The organism is Streptomyces sp. NPDC047000, from assembly GCF_040644295.1.
GTDB lineage: Bacteria > Actinomycetota > Actinomycetes > Streptomycetales > Streptomycetaceae > Streptomyces.
The window spans coordinates 788,437-808,749 of sequence record NZ_JBEYWE010000001.1 but is presented as its reverse complement, the minus strand read 5'-3'; the positions used below and the strand labels follow the sequence as shown (position 1 = coordinate 808,749).

General features: G+C 71.7%; 17 protein-coding genes. All 17 read right to left on the bottom strand.

Annotation, left to right across the window (positions count from 1 at the left end; all coding sequences use genetic code 11):
* On the bottom strand, positions 1-3,374 hold a 3,374-nt coding region (locus tag ABZ862_RS03295), incomplete at its 3' end, for a pyruvate carboxylase (RefSeq protein ID WP_360951331.1).
* A gap of 492 nt (positions 3,375-3,866) precedes the next feature.
* A complete protein-coding gene (locus tag ABZ862_RS03290; protein WP_360951328.1) occupies positions 3,867-4,133 on the bottom strand; it encodes a hypothetical protein in 267 nt (88 codons plus the stop codon).
* Positions 4,134-4,173: 40 nt separating this feature from the next.
* The gene (locus tag ABZ862_RS03285; protein ID WP_360951325.1) at positions 4,174-5,145 is read right to left on the bottom strand and encodes a glycoside hydrolase family 25 protein; all 972 of its coding nucleotides are present in this window, start codon (positions 5,143-5,145) and stop codon (positions 4,174-4,176) included.
* 169 nt (positions 5,146-5,314) lie between these two features.
* Positions 5,315-6,130 carry a BTAD domain-containing putative transcriptional regulator gene (locus ABZ862_RS03280; protein ID WP_360951322.1) on the bottom strand — a complete coding sequence of 272 codons (816 nt, stop codon included), beginning with the start codon at positions 6,128-6,130 and terminating at the stop codon, positions 5,315-5,317.
* A gap of 165 nt (positions 6,131-6,295) precedes the next feature.
* A complete protein-coding gene (locus ABZ862_RS03275; RefSeq protein WP_360951319.1) occupies positions 6,296-8,056 on the bottom strand; it encodes a hypothetical protein in 1,761 nt (586 codons plus the stop codon).
* A gap of 6 nt (positions 8,057-8,062) precedes the next feature.
* Positions 8,063-10,117, bottom strand: coding sequence for a hypothetical protein (locus ABZ862_RS03270; protein WP_360951316.1), 2,055 nt, complete (start codon positions 10,115-10,117; stop codon positions 8,063-8,065).
* Positions 10,118-10,126: 9 nt separating this feature from the next.
* Complete coding sequence (locus ABZ862_RS03265) at positions 10,127-10,762, bottom strand: hypothetical protein (RefSeq protein WP_360951313.1); 636 nt, start codon at positions 10,760-10,762, stop codon at positions 10,127-10,129.
* A gap of 16 nt (positions 10,763-10,778) precedes the next feature.
* Positions 10,779-11,423: a hypothetical protein gene (locus ABZ862_RS03260; protein ID WP_360951310.1), complete on the bottom strand. Its 645-nt coding sequence runs from the start codon at positions 11,421-11,423 to the stop codon at positions 10,779-10,781.
* Positions 11,424-11,431: 8 nt separating this feature from the next.
* Positions 11,432-12,040 (bottom strand): hypothetical protein, encoded by a 609-nt coding sequence (locus ABZ862_RS03255; protein ID WP_360951307.1) that lies wholly within the window; start codon positions 12,038-12,040, stop codon positions 11,432-11,434.
* The gene (locus ABZ862_RS03250; protein WP_360951304.1) at positions 12,033-15,272 is read right to left on the bottom strand and encodes a LamG-like jellyroll fold domain-containing protein; all 3,240 of its coding nucleotides are present in this window, start codon (positions 15,270-15,272) and stop codon (positions 12,033-12,035) included. Before ABZ862_RS03250 ends, ABZ862_RS03255 begins: the two co-directional genes overlap by 8 nt.
* A complete protein-coding gene (locus ABZ862_RS03245; RefSeq protein ID WP_360951301.1) occupies positions 15,269-16,588 on the bottom strand; it encodes a baseplate J/gp47 family protein in 1,320 nt (439 codons plus the stop codon). Before ABZ862_RS03245 ends, ABZ862_RS03250 begins: the two co-directional genes overlap by 4 nt.
* Positions 16,589-16,593: 5 nt before the next feature.
* The gene (locus ABZ862_RS03240; protein WP_360951298.1) at positions 16,594-17,043 is read right to left on the bottom strand and encodes a hypothetical protein; all 450 of its coding nucleotides are present in this window, start codon (positions 17,041-17,043) and stop codon (positions 16,594-16,596) included.
* Positions 17,040-17,291, bottom strand: a complete 252-nt coding sequence (locus ABZ862_RS03235; RefSeq protein ID WP_360951295.1) for a hypothetical protein — start codon at positions 17,289-17,291, stop codon at positions 17,040-17,042. The genes ABZ862_RS03240 and ABZ862_RS03235 overlap by 4 nt, the downstream gene beginning before the upstream one ends.
* A 62-nt stretch (positions 17,292-17,353) precedes the next feature.
* The gene (locus ABZ862_RS03230) at positions 17,354-18,997 is read right to left on the bottom strand and encodes a hypothetical protein (RefSeq protein ID WP_360951292.1); all 1,644 of its coding nucleotides are present in this window, start codon (positions 18,995-18,997) and stop codon (positions 17,354-17,356) included.
* Positions 18,998-19,031: 34 nt separating this feature from the next.
* Positions 19,032-19,400 carry a hypothetical protein gene (locus ABZ862_RS03225; protein WP_360951289.1) on the bottom strand — a complete coding sequence of 123 codons (369 nt, stop codon included), beginning with the start codon at positions 19,398-19,400 and terminating at the stop codon, positions 19,032-19,034.
* Positions 19,401-19,438: 38 nt separating this feature from the next.
* Positions 19,439-19,948, bottom strand: a complete 510-nt coding sequence (locus ABZ862_RS03220) for a hypothetical protein (protein ID WP_360951286.1) — start codon at positions 19,946-19,948, stop codon at positions 19,439-19,441.
* 48 nt (positions 19,949-19,996) lie between these two features.
* Positions 19,997-20,311, bottom strand: a complete 315-nt coding sequence (locus ABZ862_RS03215) for a hypothetical protein (RefSeq protein ID WP_360951283.1) — start codon at positions 20,309-20,311, stop codon at positions 19,997-19,999.
* Positions 20,312-20,313 lie beyond the last annotated feature (2 nt).

Below are 20,313 nucleotides of genomic sequence, written 5' to 3'. Positions count from 1 at the left end.
AGCAGCTGCCCGCGCCGGCAACGGGCCGTCTCGCACAGGGCCAGCATGGCGTCCAGATGGGCGGCGGCCCGGCGGCGGAACGCCTCGTCGCCCTCCTCCATCTTCATGGCCTCGATGGTGGCGACGGTCTGCCCCGCCGACACCTTCGCCCCCTCGGCCACCTGGAGGGTGACGACCCCGGCGAACGGCGCGGCGATCTGCCGCTCGTCGCCGCGGTCGGCCTTCTCCGCGGCCTTGACCTCGGTGGCGACGGAGGCGTCGCGCACCGACACGGGCCGCAGCTGGCCGTTGAGGCTGGCCAGCACGGTGCGGTAGCCGCGCTCGTCCGGCTCGGAGATCGCCTCCAGCTCGATGAGCAGGGTGACGCCCTGGCCGAGGGTGACGGTGTGCTCGGTGTCGGGTTCGAGGCCGTAGAAGAAGTCCTTGGTGGTGAGCACCGAGGTGTCGCCGTAGGTCTCGCGGTGGGTGTCGAACGCCTTCGTCGGGCCGGGGAACAGCAGCCGGTTGAGGGTGGCACGGGGGTTCTCGGCGAGCCCCCGGCGGTCGTCCTCGGTCAGTCCGGGCGCGGCGGCCGCGGCGGGGCGGCCTTCCAGGGCGCGGGTGCGGAACGGCTCGGGCCAGCCGCCGGGCGGGTCGCCGAGTTCGCCGCGCAGGAAGCCGATCACGGAGTCCGGCAGGTCGAACTTGGCCGGGTCGGACTCGAAGGCGGACGCCTCGACGCCCGCGCCGACCAGGTGCAGGGCGAGGTCGCCGACCACCTTCGACGACGGGGTGACCTTCACCAGCCGGCCGAGCATGCGGTCGGCGGCGGCGTAGCAGTCCTCGATCAGTTCGAAGCGGTCGCCGAGACCGAGGGCGATGGCCTGCTGGCGGAGGTTGGAGAGCTGGCCGCCGGGGATCTCGTGGTGGTAGACGCGGCCGGTCGGCGAGGCGAGGGCCGACTCGAAGGGCCGGTACACCTTGCGGACGGCCTCCCAGTACGGTTCCAGGTCGCCGACGGCCTGGAGGGAGAGACCGGTGGCCCGCTCGGTGTGGTCGGTGGCGGCGACCAGCGCCGACAGCGACGGCTGGCTGGTGGTGCCGGCCATGGAGGCCACGGCGGCGTCGACGGCGTCCACCCCGGCGTCGATCGCGGCGATCAGCGTGGCGAGCTGACCGCCGGCGGTGTCGTGGGTGTGCAGGTGCACGGGCAGGTCGAACCGCTCGCGCAGCGCGGTGACCAGGGTGCGCGCGGCGGGCGGGCGCAGCAGGCCGGCCATGTCCTTGACGGCCAGCACATGCGCCCCGGCCTCGACGATCTGCTCGGCGAGCCGCAGATAGTAGTCGAGGGTGTAGAGCCGCTCCGCCGGGTCGGACAGGTCGCCGGTGTAGCAGAGGGCGACCTCGGCGACGGCGGTGCCGGTGGCACGTACGGCGTCGATGGCGGGGCGCATCTGGGCGACGTCGTTGAGGGCGTCGAAGATGCGGAAGATGTCCATGCCGGTGGCGGCGGCCTCGGCGACGAAGGCGTCGGTGACCTCGGTCGGGTAGGGCGTGTAGCCGACGGTGTTGCGGCCGCGCAGCAGCATCTGCGTGCAGAGGTTCGGCGCCGCCGCGCGCAGCAGGGCGAGGCGCTCCCAGGGGTCCTCGGCGAGGAAGCGCAGGGCGACGTCGTAGGTGGCGCCGCCCCAGCACTCCAGGCTGAGCAGCTCGGGGGCGGTGCGGGCGACGTACGGGGCGACGGCGAGCAGGTCGCGGGTGCGGACCCGGGTGGCGAGCAGCGACTGGTGGGCGTCGCGGAAGGTGGTGTCGGTGACGGCGACGGCCCGCTGGGCGCGCAGTTCCGCGGCGAAGGCCTCGGGGCCGAGTTCGGCGAGGCGCTGGCGGGAGCCGGGCGGCGGGGCCGCGGCGAGGTCGACGCGGGGCAGTTTCTCCGCCGGTTCGACGACCCGGGGCCGGGGGCCGTGCGGCCGGTTGACGGTGGTCGCGGCGAGGTGGTGGAGGATACGGCTGCCGCGGTCGGCCGGGGGCCGGGCCCGCAGCAGCTGGGGCCGCTCGGCGATGAAGCTGGTGGTGACCCGTCCTTCCTGGAAGTCGGGGTCGTCGAGGACGGCGGCGAGGAACGGCAGGTTGGTCGCGACGCCGCGGATGCGGAACTCGGCGATGGCGCGCCGGGCCCGGCGGGCGGCGTTGGCGAAGTCGTGGCCGTGGCAGCTCAGTTTCACCAGCAGCGAGTCGAAGTGGGCGCTGACCTGTGCCCCGGTGTGCACGGTGCCGCCGTCGAGCCGGACACCGGGGCCGCCGGGTGAGCGGTAGGCGGAGATGAGGCCGGTGTCGGGGCGGAAGCCGTTGGCGGGGTCCTCGGTGGTGATACGGCACTGCAGGGCCGCCCCGGACAGCACGATGTCGTCCTGGGTGAGGGAGAGCTCGGGCAGGGTCAGGCCGGACGCGATGCGCAGCTGGGCGATGACCAGGTCCCGGTCGGTGACCTGCTCGGTGACGGTGTGCTCGACCTGGATGCGCGGGTTCATCTCGATGAACACATGCCGCCCGTCCCGGTCGACGAGGAACTCGACGGTGCCCGCGTTGACGTAGCCGATGTGCCGGGCGAAGGCGACGGCGTCGGCGCAGATCCGCTCCCGCAGGGCCGGGTCGAGGTTGGGCGCGGGGGCGATCTCGACGACCTTCTGGTGGCGGCGCTGCACCGAGCAGTCCCGCTCGTAGAGGTGGACGACGTTGCCGGCGCCGTCGGCGAGGATCTGCACCTCGATGTGGCGGGGGTCGATCACCGCCTGTTCCAGGAAGACGGTGCCGTCGCCGAACGCGGACTCCGCCTCCCGTACGGCGGCCTCGATGGACTCGCGCAGCTCGGCGCGGGAGGCGACGCGCCGCATCCCGCGCCCGCCGCCGCCCGCGACGGCCTTCACGAACAGCGGGAAGCCGACCTCGTCGGCGGCGGCGAGCAGGGTGCCGAGGTCCCGGGACGGCGCGGACGAGGCCAGCACCGGCACCCCCGCCTCGCGGGCCGCGGCGACCGCCCGGGACTTGTTGCCGGTGAGGTCGAGGACGTCGGAGGGCGGTCCGACGAAGATGATGCCGGCCTCGGCGCAGGCGGCGGCGAGGTCGGGGTTCTCGGACAGGAACCCGTAGCCCGGGTAGACCGCGTCGGCACCGGCGAGCCGCGCCGCCCTGATGATCTCGTCGACGGAGAGATAGGCCCGCACCGGATGCCCGCGCTCACCGATCAGATACGCCTCGTCGGCCTTCGCACGGTGCAGGGAGTTGCGGTCCTCGTGGGGGAACACCGCCACGGTGGAGATCCCGAGTTCGAACGCGGCCCGGAAGGCCCGGATCGCGATCTCGCCCCGGTTGGCGACCAGCACTTTGGTGAACATCCGACTCCTCGGCGTCAGGGAAGCGACACTCTGTTCCCTCGGCGTTGCAGGGCGCAGTCGTCCGCGCCCCGGCCTTCTCCTTACCTGATGGGAGGCGGCGGGCGCAGCCCTCGACACCGGATGTGTTCTGTGTCTCCCGGAGGGTGCGGCCGTGTCCTCACACGGATCGGGGCACGACTGCCGCCGGGATACCGTCCGGACAGGGAAGAAGGGCCCTCGCGGGCGGCTTGCCCGTGAAGACCCTTCGCACCGTCGGGACGACAGGATGTGAACCTGCGCCCCCTTGCCCCCCAGGAGTGAGGGCCATGGGAACTACCTGCATCAGGCAAAATGAGGGTGCGGAACGTGCTTCCCCACGCGCGCTGTTCAGGGTCGCGAGCACCGTGTGGTCCCCAACCGGTCCCCACGGGAGCGGGATCGACGAGGGGCGTCGGCTTCTCGGAGGAGAATCCCGAACGGGATCGGGCCTGCGCCGATTCCGACGCCGGCGCGTCACGCGGCGGCCGGGTCCGGGTAGTCCGGCGGAGCCGCCCAGCCCAGCAGGATCCCGGCGACGGCCGCGAGCGGCCGGTTGCGGATCTTCACCGCGAGGGTCTCCAGGAGCCGGAACAGGGTGTAATAGGCGCCCGTCAGGATCGCGGTGACCACGCTGGCCACCGCCGCCGAGTCGAAGGTGACACCGATACGGACCAGCAGGGTCAGTACGAGGCCGGCGACTATCGGTACGACCGTACGCATGAAGCTGACAAAGAGGTTCACCGGGAGAGTCCTTTCCGTGCCTCGCGGGTTCCGGGCACCGTCAAGGGGCGGTGTCGAGGTGTACGACGACCTTGCCCACGGCCGCCTCGATGGCCGCGGTGATGGACGAGACCAGGGCGGCGGGGTCGATGGTCTTGTCGAACTTCGCGATAGCGGCCGCGAGTTGATTGATGGCCGCGCTCTGCGCCGCTTCGGTCGCCTGGACGGCCCGCAGGCGGAGGTTGGTGTCCTTGACGTAGGACTGGAGTTCCCAGTAAGGGTTGGTCTTCACGTCGGGGGCGTCTGCCGGGGCGGCGATCAAGCCGTCCATGGTGAGTACCGCCTTCGCGCAAGCGGTGGCGACACTGGCGATGTCGGCGGCGGTGAGCGGCATGTCGGTCTCCGTTCCGGCGGCCCACGTGCGCAACGCGGACTCGCTCAGATAGCAGATGGATCGGTCGAACGGGGTCGAGGTGAACTGCCAGAACAGCGGCGTGCGGCCGGCCGGGGCGGGCCGCGCGGTTGCCTCCGCCTGTGCGTAGGTCGCGGCACCGGACCAGGGGTAGGCCGGGTACCACAGCGGTGCGTCGGTGGGAGCGTGGCCGGCGGTCAGGTCGCTGCCCGAGGTGTAGACGCCGACGCGCTGGCCGGGGAACGCGGTCCGGACCGCTTTGATCCACGCCTTGGCGTAGGACAGGATCCCGGCCGCGGAGACGCCCGCGTAGTTGGCTCCGTCGGACCGGCGTTCCAGGTCGAGCCAGTGCACGAAGCCGGGCCGGGCGTGAGGTTTCACGGCGGCCACGTAGTTGGCCGCCTCGGCGGTGGCGCTCTGGTTCGGCCAGCCGAAGTGGTAGGCGCCGGGGACGAGTCCGGCGTCGATGACGGCGCCGATGTGCTGGGCGAAGCGCGTGTCGTGGGTGTGCTCGCCCTCGCTGGCCTTGACGAAGGCGAAAACGACGCCTTCGGCCTTGCGGGCGGTCCAGTTCTGGGCTGTCTGGTATGCGGAGACGTCGACGCCACGGCATGTGGCCATGTCGGCATTCCCCCTTCGGGTCGTCGTACGGCGTGAGTGGTGACCGGGTCCGGTCGGCGGCCTGTGCGCCGGAAGGGGCCGGCCTTCGCTCGTCGTGGGAACGATGGCAGGCACCCCGTGACCGGGACGTCACCGCCGTATCAACACGACGCCGTCGGGCCGGGCCCCGTCATTCCGGGCGGTCGTGCCGCTCGGGTGTCGAGGCCAGGGGCGACGGGGTACGGGCAGCGCCTCTGGCGTGATACGGAATCATGCCGGCGAAGCGTGCCGAGGGTTCGATGCCCAGCTCCGCACGGAGCAGCCGCCGGAATGCCTCGTAGTGCCGGATCGCCTCCACGACATTGCTCTCGGCCAGATGCACGGTCACCACCGCGCAGTGGGCGCTCTCGCGGAGGGGCTCGATCGCGACACAGGTGAGGGCGGACTCCAGCGCAAGTGCGTAGCAGCCGCTCCGGGCATGCCGTGCGCTCAGCGATTCGAGCGCGTGCAGGCGGAGTTGGCGCAGCCGCTCGCGCTCGGAACAGATCCACTCCTCGTCCCATCCGGGGAGCAGTTCGCCTCTCGCCAGCAGGCCGAGCGGAGGCATCGCGTCACCCGGATCGTGCGCGGAGCCGGTCAGGCGCAGGGCGGCCCGGGTGAAGTCGTCGACGTCGACGGACACGCCGTCCGCGAGGTACAGGCTGTCGCCGTCGCTGCCGACCACCGGGTGCCGCAGCCGGCGCAGTCGCCAGAGCGTCGTACGGAGGCTGCCCTGCGCGTGCTCCTCACTGACGTCGGGCCACAGGGTCCCGGCGACCACCGACCGGGGCGCGCGCTGATGCAGTCCGAGATAGGCCAGCAGCCGCTGCTCGTTGGCCGGGACGGCGATACCCCCCTCGGTGCCCTCCAGCCTGAAGGCGTCGAACAGACGCAGTCTGGCGAGTCCCGCGGACTGTTCCGCCGTGTCGTGTCTTCGTGGTTCCGCGGTCAGTTCGTTCCAGGCCATCGCCGTCCCCGTTTCCCCGTGTGGCGACCGCCGGTCGGACGGCCCCCGTGTGCTCAGGCCGGCGTTCACGCGGGTCTGAGACGACCAGCGTGGCGAGGCGGGACGGGGGCTGTCATACGCCGTTCCGCTCATCGGACCCGGAGGTGTGGGCGCCCACCCGCCGGGTCACGGGCCGGGCGGCACGTTGGGGTACGGAAGGGCGCGGTCGTCGCCGGGAGAGAGTCCCAGGTCGTAGAAGAACTCCCGGTGGATGACCCAGGCGATGGTGTTCCGGGTGGCCTGGTCGAGGAGCGGGATCCGGTCGACGGCCGCGAGCATCTCGGCGTACAGCTGCGCGACCTTCACCTGGGTGTCGCCGGCCCGGCGCCGTGCCATCGCCCAGTTCTTCCAGTGCTGGTCGAACGCCGTGTGGACCCAGGTGGGGAGCAGCACGGTGAGGGCGTCCCGGCGACTGTAGCCGGGCACGTCCCGCAGGAAGGAGGTCGGGCCGGCGTGCGCCGACTGGACCTGTCCGCCCGACACCCCGTACGCGCCCCGGACCACCGGCGCGTCCGCGTGTCGCTGCACCGCGAGATCCGCCGTGCCCGGAGCGCCCTGCGGACCGAGCAGCCCGGCGGCCTGGGCGTCGGCGACGGCGGACGGCACTCTGGTGCCGCTGGGCGGCGCCGACGGCAGGTGGGCCAGCTCGACGTGCAGCCGTGCGAAGACGTCCTCCGTGGTCAGCGTGGGCTCCGTCAGGCCGGGAGGGCGCGTTGCGGGCGCCGTCCGCGCGGGCGTCGGTTCCGGTGCCGTTGCCGGTGCCTGAGTTGTCGTGGATGGCCGGCCGGGGGTCGGTGGCGAGGTCTGCTCGGTGGGGGCGGGTGCCGAGGACGCCGCCATTCTGGGGGCGGGCAGTGCCTGGTCCGCGCCGGTCATCGCCCTGTTCAGGCCGAAGCGGACGGCCCACGCCCGAGCCCACGCCGTGAAGCCCCCCGGCGCGGAGGAAGGTACCGGTGCGGTCGCGGCAGACGGCGATGGCCCTGGCGCGACCGGGGCGACTGGTTCGACTGGTTCGACTGGTTCGATCGGCCGCACTGGTTCGATCGGCCGCACCGGTTCGGTCGGCCGCACCGGGGGAAGTCCCCGGGGCGCGGGTACCTCGTCGGCCGACGGCGGAGTGGTGCGCGGGCCCGAGGACAGCACCCCGCCCGCGCCGGCGATGATGATCGGCGCCAACATTTCCTGAAAGAACGCGTGCGCCCGCGCCCGCCGCAATGCCTCCGCGTTCATCTCCTCGATGGTGAACGGCCTGTGGTGCTGCTCCTGGATCAGGAGCCACCCCTGCATGGGCGCGGAGAGGACGAACACGCACCAGTCCCGTTCCTCCGTGGCCGCTTGGTACGCGGGCCCGAGCGCACTGTGATGCCCATGCATGAAGGCGTCCATGTCGTTGATGTAGGCCTTCCTGTCCCTGTGGAACGCCTCCAGCCTGATCTCCTCGCCACGCCTGATGGCACGGTTGAGACGAGACATCCAGTACTTGCGCCAGATCTTGAACATCTCGTCGATCGTGAGCGTGTTGTGCGGGTTCGTCGGATCGCGCGGCGACAGCGGCGCGGCGGGGGCCGGTGCGGGCGACGGCACCGGCGCCGGTGCCTGGGAGGCGACCGGGATTCCGACTCTCTCGCCGTCGTTGTCGTAGCTCGGTACGGCGTAGTCACGGCGGTCGGTCCCGGCCGCCGCGCGGGCCCGCGGCCGAGGGCCCGGCCTCGTCGGCGGCGGTGCCGTCTCCCCCGGCTCGGCGTCCCGCACCGCGCGGCGGATCGCGGCCACGACCGTCGCGCGCAGCCGTTCGCCGGTCTCGGCCGACAGCCCCTCGGGCAGGGTGATGTCAGTGGGCGGGTGGTAGCGCCGGCGCGTCCCCGCGTCGCTGTGGTGGTTCGCCACGATGGTTCAGCTCCTCGTCCAGACGATCCGCGCCCGCCAAGTGCTCCCCGGACGCCGTGTCGAACCGAGTTCCTCACCGGTGACGTCCTCGATGATCATCCATTTGTCCGGTCCGCCGTAATCCATACGGCTGTCAAGGGCGTACGCCTTGTCCGTTCCGACTCCGGAGAACCAGCGGTGCGGGAACTCCCCGGGCAGCACCACGAACGGCGAGTCGTACTGTGTGCCGTTGATGTCCCACATCTCCGCGGGCTCGTGCCCGGCGGGAGGGACGTAGAGCAGTCGGCCCATGCCATGGAGTTCCACGTCCTCGGCGCGTCCGCGCAGCAGGACGTAGCCCTGCGGGCGGTACGTTCCTCCGCGCCGTGGGCCTTGGAGCGGCCTTCCCCTCCGGTCGGGTGGCTGGACGGAGAAGTGGTACTCCTTGAAATGGAACCCCTTCGTGGGCTGGTTCTCCTTCCTCCCCTCGCTCACGTACCACGGTTCGTTCGTGAGCGAGGGCGCCAGGTTCGCGTGCATCGAGGCCGGGGTGGTGGCCGTGGGCAGCGGTTTCTCCGGGTCGTACGGAGCTTCGGCGTTCACGTACATCTTCCTGAACAGGACCACCTGGCCGGTGTCGCCGATCCCTGTCACGTAGGCCGCGATGTCGACCTGGTCAGGTACCTCGTACACCACGGCCACGCCGACGCTGTTGCCCCGGGCCAGGCCGGGGCCGATGTCCCGGGCGAACAGCTCCTCGTACGCGGCTCTCGCCTTCTGTTCCTCGGCGCCCCTGAGGCTGCCGAGCTGCAGCGCGAGCAGCATGGTGGCCGCGCCCTCGGCAGCACTTTTCAGGTCAAGGTTCACGGGGCTGTGGATCGGTTCGACCGGAGCTCCCCTCGTCTCGATCGTCGCGCCGGAGCGCACCTCGGGCCTTGCCTCGACAGCCACGTCGTGTCTCGCCTCGGGCCTTGCCTCTGCCACTGCCTCGGGTTTCGGCTTGGTTGTCGCCTCCGGCCTGCTCTTGGGGGCAGCCTCGCGTGGCATGGGGATCGGATCGGGAACCACGCTGACGCTGTACCGCGTCCTCGTGGTGCCGTCCCGCGCGGTGACGGTGACCACGCTCGCGCAGTCGGCGCAGAGACGCCGGGAGACCGCCATGCCGTGCACGACGGCGTCATGGTCCCGCGCGAACTCGATCATCAGCTGCTCGGCGTCGTTGGGCGCTCCGACCGCTCCCCGGCCCGGGACACCGGTGTCGTACCTCCACCGCACGAGGTCCAGTTGCTCAGCTGCCTGGAACAACTTCTTGCCCCCGCGGTTGCCGGCGATCGTGTAGACCAGCCGCGGATCACCGTCGAGGGTCACGAGGCCGATGGCGATGGTGGAGTTCCGCTTCAGCTTGATGCGCTCCTGGGTGCCGATCAGCTCGTAGAACTTGCGCAGCTTGCCGTCCAGGAAGGCCTGGGCGTCCGGATGCAGGGTGCCGGTGTCCACCGGAGCCGGGTGGTGCGGCGCCGCGTGGATTTCCTGGGCCGGTGCCGGCGTTGTGGTCGACGGACCGTGCGGGGCCAGCGGCGTGCCCTCCTCGGTGGGGGCGGCCGAGGATGCCGCCACCCTCGGCGCGGGCACCGCCTCGTCCACGCCGGACATCGCCCGGTCCAGGCCGAAGCGGACCGCCCATGCCCGGGTCCAGGCCGAGACACCGCTCGTCGGGTAAGGGCGAACGGCCGTGGCCTCCGCGGCGGGCATGGCCACGGGCTCGGCAGCCCCGGTCCCGGTCGGTTCCGCTCCCGCCGGTGCCGACGTGCCCTGTCTGTCGGGGACCGCGACCGGTTTGCCGCCGTCACCGAAGGACGGGACGGCGTACCCCTCGGCGCCCTGCCGGTCCGCGTCGTACGGCTCCTTCACCTCGACCGCCGTGCCACGGTCCCGGCCGTGCCGGTCGGCCAGCAGGCGTTCGGCCTCGGTCAGCCGGGCCGCGACCGCCCGGGTCAACGCCCGCCCTGCCGCCTCCAGTTGGTCGTCGGTGGGCACCCCGACGATCCGCAGGGTGATCGGAACGTGGCAGTCGATCCGCATGGCGCCGGCTCAGCCCGCGGTGCAGGCGAGCTGGACGGTGGCGAGGCTGGTGGCGCCGGCCACCTGGATGGCCGAACCCGTGGCCACGACACAGTAGCGGTACGTCTGCGGATCGACGGCGGCGAACGCCGCGTCGACGGGCACGGTGATGTCGTACGGGTTGGTGACGGCGGACGTCGCCGTACCGATCTCGGCCAGCTTGTCGGGAGCGGCGCTCGCGTTCGCCAGTGGGGCCCTGGTCAGGACGATGCTGAAGGCGGCCGGAGCGCCGAACCAGAGACCGACGGCTCGGAACGAGACCAGCCTGACGTTCGCCGGCAGGCTGAGGCCCATCACCGCGACGTTGTCGGGGCCGCTGACTGCCGGGTACGCCGCCCCGGTCTCGTCGTACAGCCAGCCGTCGCCCGATCCCGGCAGCGATACGAGGTCGATGCCGGGGGTGAGCAGTTGCTGGCCGGTCGGCACGCCGACGGGCTGGGCGAGCGCGGTGTCGATCTCGGTGACGACCGCGGCCGCCCGGTGGAGGTCGCTCGCGATCGCGTCGAACCGCACGTTGAAGCCGTTCGGGCCGTCGGCGGTGATGCGGCTGACGTTGTCGATCCAGTCGGTGTGCTTGAACGTGGGGGTGTAGCTGAGGTCGGTCACAGGTGTCCCTTCCCGGTCAGGACGGCGAGGCGAAGGTGAGGTGGACGGCCTCGATGGACATGCGGCCGAAGATGATGGTCATGAAGGTCGCCGTGAGGACGTAGCGGAAGACGCTGGTGTCGATCAGGGCGCGTGGCGCCGAGACCGGTATCTGGAGGTCGAAGGGTCCGACGGACCCGAAGTCGTCGCTGACCGCCAGCGGTTCGGGGGCCGGGGCCGGGACGACGAGCCGAATCGGTGTGCGCGCCAGCGAGACGGTGCCGCTGACGCTGTGGGCGGAGCCTCTCTGCATGTCGCCCACGACCCGTACCGAGGTCAGCCGAAGCCCGTGGGGCAGGGTGAGGTTGGCCACCCCGGTCATGGCGAGGGAGTTGGCGTGGGCCACGCCGTTCCGGTCGTAGCTCCACACGCCCCCCGACAGGAGTCCGGTGGGTCGAAGGGACGGTGTGAAACTGAGCCGCTGCGGCTGTGGGGGCGGCACGGCGTTCGTCGCGTCGATCGCCGTGCCGATGTCGGTGACCGCGGTGGACAGTTGGCCCAGGTCGCCCGCGATCGCGTTGAAGCGCACGTTGAACCCGTTCGGACCGGCTGCCTCCACCCGGTCCTTGCGGTCCTCCCAGGCGACATGGCGGAACGTCGGGGTGTAGCTGATGTCGGCCACGTTGACTCCTAGCTGCTGGTGTAGGCGATCTGGAAGGCCGCGAGAGTGACCGTGGTCCCGGAATTGATGAGGGAGGCCTGGATGAGGTAGCGGTACGTCGCCGTCGCGGTCACGGCCTTCGACAGGTCCACGTCCGTGGACCTGTCGAAGGGGTCGGTGTCGCCGCTGACCGCCGCCAGCACCTCCGGGGTGCCGCCCGGGATCTTGACCCGGGAAAGGGAGACGGCCAGACCCACCACGTTGGCGCCGACCTGGCCCATGACACGGAACGAGGTCAACTGAACGTTGTCGGGAAGCGTCACCTCCATCTGCCCGTACACGTCCTCGTCCTGCGCCTGGGCCGCACCGCCGCCGGTGATCCTCCAGCCGGCGCCGCCCCCCTCGGAGCCCGTCAGCATCGGCGCCAGGGTGAGGACATGCCCGACCGGTCCGGTGCCGCGTCGGTCCACGGCGGCGTCGATCTGGGCGACGACGGTGGACAGTTGGCGCAGATCGTGCTCGATGGCGGCGAACCGGGCGTTGAATCCGTTCGGTTCGCCGGCCCTGACCCGGTCGCCGTCGGGGCCGTCCACGAACTCTTTCTGGAAGAAGGTGGGTTGGAACACGATGTCAGCCATCGGCGGGCCTCCTGGCTCGGGGCGGCAGCGGGCCGCGGACACGGAACCTCGGGTAGGTGTAGTCGGGGTTCGCCAGCGAGAGGTCACCCTGGAGTTCGACCACATGGGCGCGGATCGCGGCGGTGTTGACCTCCACACCGACCGGATGCAGCACGTTGAGGACGTTCATGATCAGGTCGTGCTGGTCCTTGGTGATGACCGTCGCCGGGGTGTCCGCCTCCGGCCGCAGCCGCACCTGGAAGGTGTACGGGACCGCCTGCCCGCCGATCAGGTAGCTCGCCTGCACCCAGGCCGTGCCGGCCGCGTCGGCCTGCAGGGTGACGGTCTGCCGGGTGCTGGACGCCACGGTGATCGCGGCGTCGTCGTACGTCCCCGACGCCCAGCCCAGGCGCGGCCCCTCGCCGGGGAACTGGCCGATGAGACCGGCCAGGGCGGCGGGCGACGGGGTCGCGGTGAGCTCCATGGTGGAGCCCTCGTCCAGTTCGACGACGGCGCCCCGCTCGACGCCGGAGGGCCCGCGTACCTCGACGAGCTGCCCGGGGGCCTGGCGCACCTCCAGGTCGTCGCCGCTGTTCAGGAGATGTCCGAAGCCGACCGCGAACGCGGGCCCGGCCAGCGCTCCGGGGTCCAGGGAGCTGTGCCGCAGGACGAGCCGGCGTCCTGCGGCGGCGGACGGGTCGGGAGGGTCGCCGGTGTCGTCGAAGCCGGCGGTCACCGTGAGCCGTCCCGTGACCGACCGGCGTGCCAGTTCGGCGAGCAGTGCGTCCAGGAGTTCGGCCACGGCCGGCTGCATCAGGTGGGCGCCGTCACCGCCGTAGTCGACCCGGGGGTCGTCGTGGCGGACCAGGAACGCCGGGTCGAAGTAGGTTCCCGGGCGCTCCACGCTCGACGCGGGCACGCCGCGTGTTCCGTCCGCGGCGATCGTGGCGCCGTCGTCCAGGCCGGCCAGGCCGACCCGCAGTGTGCGGGTGCCCGACGCCGCGACCGTGTGTCTGCCCCGGGCCACATCGGCCTTGACGATCAGCTGCCCGGGAGCGGTGGCGTTCAGAGCCGCGGTCCGGTGCCGGGAGCCGGCCCCGCTCTCCGGCGACAACAAGCCTCGCCCTGAACCTCCGGGCACCACAAGCCAGTTGACGAACGCGTCCGCAGGGGGTGCCGGACGCAGGGACAGGGTCACGAGGGTTCCCGGGTCCAGGTCGGGCGGGTTCGGGGTGCCGGAGGCGGCGACCGCGGCGGGGGCCGTCGGGGCAACACCGTCTGAAGGAACGGCAGTCGGGACGGCCTGGACAGGAGTGACGTCGATCCTGAAGTAGTCGCTCTGCGTTGTGGCCGCGTAGACCTCCCCCGCTCCGCCCCGGTGGGTGACGTAGTCGAAGCCCGCCCGGTGGGCCAGCGCCGCGAGTCGCCCCGTCGGCACCGAACTGTGGCGGAGGAGCACCGCCCGGCCCGTTGCCCGCAGGTCGTCCGCCAGAGGGTCGTAGGCGGCGTCGACCAGCAGGCGGCCGGGCGGTGCGGTCTCGGTGCCGGCCAGGGTGACCAGCCGGTCGAGACACTCGGCGACCCCGACCTGGACCAGGTGCGGGTCGGCAGGGGCCGGCGCCGGGGTGAAGTCCACCCCGGCGTGGTCGTAGCGGAACAGGTAGGCCGGGTCGAAGGTGTCCTCCTGGGCGGCGGTGCCCACCACGCTCGACTCGGTCGTGCGGCGCCGTCCGGTCGCGTCGATGCTCTCACCGGGCAGCAGGGCGTACGGCCGGATGTGCACGAGCCGGGTGCCGCGGACCAGGGTGGCGTTCGTGTCGTCGACCACCAGTGCGTCGTGCTGCCCGCCGATCGGTCCGGCGAGCCGGTTGAGGAGGGCGGTGAGGTTCGCCGGGGTCGGCAGGGTCCAGCGGCGGAACAGCTCGAGCCGACGGCGGTAGTGGTCGTCGTCCTCGCCGAGGACGGGTGCGAAGCCCGTCCTCGGCGTAGAACTGATCCGTACCTCGTCGACGACCCCGCGGAAGCCGCCGCCGCCCGCGCCGATGCGCAGCGGGGCCGTGTTCGCCACCGCGCCGAGCGGGTACAGGAACCGCCAGTCCCGCAGTCGTCCGTCGAGGAACAGCTTCACCCGGCCGCTGGTGCGGTCGACCACCGCCGACATGTGCGTGAACGCGTCGGTCGGCAGGCCGGTGTCCGCGAACAGGATCACGTCGTGGTCCGGGTCGCCGTCGCTGATCGTGAACCGTACGTTGCGCGGGAGCCCGCGTCCGAAGTCGCCGATCGCGAACTCCCAGCCCGGAACCCGTCTTTCGCCGGGGTCGGGGCGTCGGCTGAGCACCGGCCCGTCGTGGGCGCGGGGGTCGGGATCCAGATCGGCGTCGAGGGCCGGGTCGGGGCGGACGAAGCACTCGAACGTCGCGTCGTCCCACTCGCCGATGTCGAACGTGGCGTCGGTGTCGGCCATGATCACCGTGTCGGCGGACCGGAAGCCCATCGCTCGCCCGTACCGGCCGGGGAGGCCGACCTGCACCGGGCCCTGGAGCACACCGTGATGCGCGGTCCGGCCCAGGTACGCGGCGGTCGCGTCCGCCACCTGCGGGGTGGCCCCGGCGTCGTCGTCGAGATGGTAGAGCGCCACGGTGTCGGTGTCGAAGCCGTACGGCAGCGCGGGGAAGCGCGGTACGCCGAGGTCGGCGCCGATCAGGTCGAGGCTCAGGCCCAGGGCGGACGGCAGGTGCCGTTGGGCGAGGGTCGTGACCGCGTGCCGCCGCAGCCGGTCGCGTTCGGCGCCGGTCACCCACAGCAGCTTGGCCGTGGTGCCGAGCAGCGCGGTCAGCGTCCAGCAGTCCTGGGGCCGGTTGTCGAACGGTGACGTACCCATGGTGAGCAGGAGCAGCCGGGCAGTCGCGGTCACGGGTCGTTCCAGCAGGAACGAAGTGCCGGTGACCGTGCCGGCCGGCACGGTCACCGATGTGTCCACCGCACGCGCGCCCGGCTCCTCGTAGGTGATCGTCACCGTGATGTCGACGTCGATGTCCCGGGTCGTGGCGAGGACGTAGCGCGGCTCGGGCGGTACGCCGAAGCGGGCCTCGTGGTCGGCGAAGTCGTAGCTCTCCACCGTGGCCTGGGAGCTGTTGGAGGGCAGCAGGCGAAGGCCGAGGATGTCCGCGCCGCGAGCGAACGGTGTGGTGAGCCGGCGCGCCATCGTGGTGGCGGCGAGCGCGGGTGCCGGTGTGAGCTCCTCGGTGGTCATCCGGTCACCACCGTCACGTCGAAGGCCTCGCCGTCGACCACGAAGGTCGCCAGTTCGGTCGGGCCCATCACCAGGTTCTCACCCACGGCGCCCTCCGCGAGCACCCGTTGGAAGGGCACGTCGCCGAAGGTGATCCGGCCGAACGCGGCCGGTGCCCTGCGCAGATGCAGCCCCTGGACGTCGAGCACACCCGGCTGTTCGACGAACGCGCTGACCACCTGCGCGTACAGGACGTCGCCGCCCAGGCGCAGCGCCCCGATGTCCGTCGCCAGGCGGCGGCGCACCGCGGAGAGCAGGGCGACACCGTCCGAGCCGGGCGCGATCACGAGGGTGGCCCGGACCCCGACCTCTATGTGGTCGGCCTCGACGATGTCGGCATGGATGCCGATCGGCCGTACCGCGTCGACCGCCGCGCCGACCCGCTCGAAGATTCCGGGCACGGAGCCGGTGGTGTGCCACGGCCAGCGGAAGTCGTGCGCGACCACGACCGTGAAGAAGTACGGCTGTCCGACGCGGCGTTCGCTGCTGAACGCCCGCTGGTCGAAGTGGAACAGGTCGAAGTAGCTCTGCGACACGTCGACTCCGCCGAGCGGGTCGGACAGGACGACGTCGAGGACGCCGCGGACGCCCTGGGCCGCCTGCGCCACGGCTTCGACCGTCCAGAGGTTGCGGGCGATCCCGAGCAGCCGGGCGCGATAGGTCCCGTCCGGTTCCTCCTTGGTGCCGCCGGTCGTCGCGGCCGCGTTGGTCACCTTGAAGTCCGCGGCCCCGAGGTCGGTCAGGTAGATCGACCGGTACGTCGGGTCGATGGCGGTGATCCTGTCGGCTTCGACGTCGCCGTCGGGGCCCGGCTCGAACGCCATCACGCCGACGTCCGCGGTGGGGGTGTCGCGGCTGTCGAGCACGACCGGCGCCACCGTGCCGAACGACTGTGCGGGGAGGCCGGGTCGGGCGGCGGTCACCAGGATCGCCCCTTGGGGCAGGACGTAACTCCGGCCCTCCACGCCATTGTTCAGCGTGACGGTGACCGTGCCGGTGCTCGCCAGCGGCGCGCGGTCCAGACCGGTGTCCTCGCCGAGCAGGTCGAGGGCGTCACCGACCGCCGTGGACACGAAGTTGGCGTAATAGAGGTCCTCCAGCCGTTTCCACAGCTCGCCGTCCTCGGCGGCGGCCGTCTCCAGGATCTTGCGCAGTGCGCTGGTACTGCTCAGGTCCGCTCCGGGGAACGCCGCCCGGGCCCGGTCGAAGGACTCGCTGAGAATCACGTCGACGGGCTTGAGGACGAACCCGTCGGCAGTCACCCCGTAATCGGTCACGGTCGTCACACCTCCACGTTCACGCGCAGCGTGACCGGAACCTCGGCCACCGTCTCCAGGTCGGCCTCGACCGTCCACGCGCGGCGGACCTGTGCGGCGCGCGCCTGTGCCACGGCGCCGGGTCCGGCGGCCAGGCGTTCGGGATCGTCGTCGAAGGTGACCTGTCTGACCTCGCTCACCCTCGGGTCCGTGCCCAGCGTGCCGACCAGGTTCAGCTTCAGGAGCTGCTTGGCGACGCGGGTGCCGTTCGGTTCGGTGAACGCCTGGGTGACGTCCAGGCCGTAGCCCGTGTTGAACCGGTCGGAGCCGAAGGGTGTCAGGACCCGCAGGGTCAGCGCCTGGGTGAGGTTGGCGATCCCGGTCACCTCGGCCAGGTCCCCGCCGTCGAGTACGAGGTCCCCGTCGTCCACGCGCAGGCCGCGCCCGAACGGGTCCGGGGACGTCGGCGTTGTCATGTTGCCTCCAATTTCGTCTGGCCGGCCGAGACGACCCGCCAGGGCGTGGCCGTCAGGGTCGGTCCCTGTGCGGTCTCCAGTGCCACCGGTTCGCCCCCGACCTTCAGCGTCGTGGCGAGGCCGGTGTCGATGGAGGCGACCGCGCCGCACGGTGGTTTGTTCGGGCAGGCCGGGACGGTCGCGGTGAGCAGGTCGGCGCGGGTGAGGACGGGTTGGCCGTCCACGGTCAGCAGGTGTCCGCCGGGCACGATCAACAGAGGTGCCCCGTGCGGACATTGGAGCGTGGACGCGGCGGTGAGAACGGCGGCCATCACGACACCGCCACGGCGGAACCGTCGAGGGCCAGGCCGACCGTGCCGTTGGTCAGCCGGATCGGTCGGTCCTTGGTGCTGATGGTGACCGTGCCGTCGGCGCCGACCGTGATGGTCGTACCGCTGTGGTGCTCGATGGTGATCGTGTCGTCGTCCGGCGGCTTCGGACGGGCGCCCACCTCGGGCAGCAGGTCCTTGCCGACCACGATGTGCAGACCGGTCGTCTGGATGATCCGGTGACCGCCCGCGTCGGTGAGGTCGTTGGCTCCGGGGCCGGTCGGCCGGCCGTCGTCACCGAGTGCGGTGGGCAGCGCCAGCCAGTAGTCGCCGGGCTCGTTGGCCGGGCGTCGCGTCGCCGGGTTGTCCGGCCAGAGGAACCCGGCCAGTACGGCGTCGTTGACGGCGCCCCGGTTGTGGGCGAGGAGGGCGCGCATGCCGGGGTACACCGGCACGACCAGGCCCGTGCGGTCGAACGCGAACACCGAGGCGATCGGTTTCTCGTGCATGCTCGCGCCGGTGTCGACGAGGCTGTCCACGCTGGGCGCGACCACTCCGGGGTCGGGGACCTGGGCGTAGTGCAGGGACGCGAGGTGTCTGTCGGCGCCGGCGGCGTACTCGGTGACCTCGCCGACGTCGACGGCCGGGTGGTCGTCGCGGGCCCGGTCCACCATGCCCCGCCAGCGGTCCACCACGACCTGGACACCGGTCGTGACCTGGGCCCGTTCGCCCGCGGCGGCCGCGATCAGGCCGAGTTCCGCGGTGTATCCGCCGGAGGTGGTGAACCGGTGCACCACCCGTGTCAGCCGCAGGGTGCCGTCGGGCACGCCGGACAGCCCGGTGATCTTCGCGACCTGGCCGACACGCAGCCGCGGATGCCCGAGCACGGCCAGGTTCACGGTGGCCCGCACCGGCGGCGACAACGCCCCGTCGGTGTCCTCTCCGTAGGAACTGTCCAGCCATACGATGTTGATGTCGGGGTCGAGCGCCACCGGCGCCGTGTCCTTGGCGGCGCCGACCGCCGCACCGAGGTGGACAGTGCCGTCGCGGACCACCAGCGGCACGTTGCCCCGTTCGGCCAGGGTGCGCAGCGCGTCCAGGGTGGACCCGCTGCGCACGGTGAAGCCGCTCAGGTCTCCCGGCAGGGTCGACCCCGCCGCGACCGGCACGCCCGCCTTCTTCAGCAGGTTGAGGGCGAACAGTTGCGCGCTCGTCCCGGCCGGGCTGCCGACGGCCACCGGCTTGTTGCGCAGCAGGTAACCGCCCTCCTCCTGCCCGTACAGCACCGTGCGTGCGTAGCCGTCCTGGCCGACGGTGCCGGAGATCCTGGTGACCCGCCCCACGAGGACACGGCCGGCGTCGCCCGTCGTGGTGGACGGGTCGTCGAAGTAGCCGAGCCTGATGGAGACGTTGACCGCCGTCCGCGCCTGGACCGCGCGGATCATGTCGATCACGTCCGTCGGCAGGTTGATGAGCGTGACCTCGAACGTGTCGGTGGCGGCGCCCTCCGTCATCGTGACGGTGATGTCGGCGTCGAGCACGAAGGAGCCGGCCAGCACGTCGTTGGACACGGTCAGCGGCAGTCCGGTCCCGCCGGATGCCAGGGGCGCGGAGATCTCGACCTCGTACCGGATCACGAAGCTCATGTCGCCACCTCCCGGCGGGAGTTCGCCCGTTCGTTCATCGCAGGGCCACCCCTCCGACGACCCGGGAGCCGAACGAGCCGACGCCGTTGAGATTGCGTGGGTCCAGCAGCATCGTGGGGAACGTCAGGGCCAGTTCGGCCGCGTGGTACTCCACGCCGGGCGCCAGCTTGCGCCGCAGGATGGTGGTCAGGCCTGCCGGCTCCTCACGGTCGACCGACAGCACGAGGAACGCCCTTCGGGCCGGCAGGTCGAGCAGGTCGCCCGACGCGTCGTCGAGGAGGTCCTCCGCAACGTTGGCGTAGAGCCGGAACCGGTAGGAGCGAACGCCGAGGGAGAGTCGGAACGCCTGCGGGAACCCGTCGGCCGGGTCGATGGGCAGGGCGAGATAGTTCAGGGCCGCCATATCCTGCCTCCTTGGTCATGACGGGGTTCGTCGCGGACTTACAACAGGCCGCCCGGGACACGGGCGATGGGACTGGCCACCGGTCCGGTGGGCACGGCCGCGGTGCCGACGGCGAGGACGAGGTCGCCGATCTCGCCGAGTACCGCGGTGGTGAGGGCCGGCGGGATCTGCTGGAGCGTGATCGACACGTCCAGCGCGTCCCGCTTGGCCACTCCCTGGGTGAAGCGCAGGTCGGTGACCTGCATGTTCAGACTGGTGGTCAGTCCCGACACCACCGGGATACCGACCGCCGACTCTCCCCGGGCCATGGCGGCGACCAGCAGCCGCGAGGTGAGCGCGAGCGCCTCCAGGGCCTTCTTCTGCTCCAGCCGCTGCGGGCCGAGCAGGACGGCCTCGATCGCGATCGTCTTGTTCGTGGGCTGGGTGGCCTGGGAGAACCGGCTGCCCATGATCCGCTCGATGCGGTAGCCCTCGTTGATGGTCATGCTCTGCACGTACATCAGCTGCACAGGGCCCACCAGCACCGGCAGGTTCACCGCATCAGCCATCGTGTTCCTCCCCCTTCACATCCGTCGGGTCCGGCTCGTCGGCGTCCGTCAGATCCGGGTCGCCAGTTCCCGGTCGAGCTGGTCGAAGACGTAACCGGCCACCCGCTGGACCTCGGTGTCCGGCAGTGTCCCCACGACCTCCACCTGGACCGGGAAGTAGTAGTTGACGACCGTGGACTCGCTCTCCGGCGAGATCACGGCCTCGCTGCCGGCCTGCGGGACGATGTACTCGCCCTCGTGCACCAGCGCGATCCCGGTGCGTTCCACCCGGCCGCCGGTCGCGAACCCCGGTACGGGGAACACGTCCTGGCCGCCGGGATCGCTCTCGACGCCGTCCGGACCCTCGTCCGGGTCGCCGTCCACGG

Bases quoted from the DNA above. Each gene is read 5' to 3' on its own strand.
- ABZ862_RS03285 (WP_360951325.1), bottom strand. From the start codon at position 5,145: ATGGCCACATGCCGTGGCGTCGACGTCTCCGCATACCAGACAGCCCAG.
- ABZ862_RS03280 (WP_360951322.1), bottom strand. From the start codon at position 6,130: ATGGCCTGGAACGAACTGACCGCGGAACCACGAAGACACGACACGGCG.
- ABZ862_RS03270 (WP_360951316.1), bottom strand. From the start codon at position 10,117: ATGCGGATCGACTGCCACGTTCCGATCACCCTGCGGATCGTCGGGGTG.
- ABZ862_RS03255 (WP_360951307.1), bottom strand. From the start codon at position 12,040: ATGGCTGACATCGTGTTCCAACCCACCTTCTTCCAGAAAGAGTTCGTG.
- ABZ862_RS03250 (WP_360951304.1), bottom strand. From the start codon at position 15,272: ATGACCACCGAGGAGCTCACACCGGCACCCGCGCTCGCCGCCACCACG.
- ABZ862_RS03240 (WP_360951298.1), bottom strand. From the start codon at position 17,043: ATGACAACGCCGACGTCCCCGGACCCGTTCGGGCGCGGCCTGCGCGTG.
- ABZ862_RS03230 (WP_360951292.1), bottom strand. From the start codon at position 18,997: ATGAGCTTCGTGATCCGGTACGAGGTCGAGATCTCCGCGCCCCTGGCA.
- ABZ862_RS03225 (WP_360951289.1), bottom strand. From the start codon at position 19,400: ATGGCGGCCCTGAACTATCTCGCCCTGCCCATCGACCCGGCCGACGGG.
- ABZ862_RS03220 (WP_360951286.1), bottom strand. From the start codon at position 19,948: ATGGCTGATGCGGTGAACCTGCCGGTGCTGGTGGGCCCTGTGCAGCTG.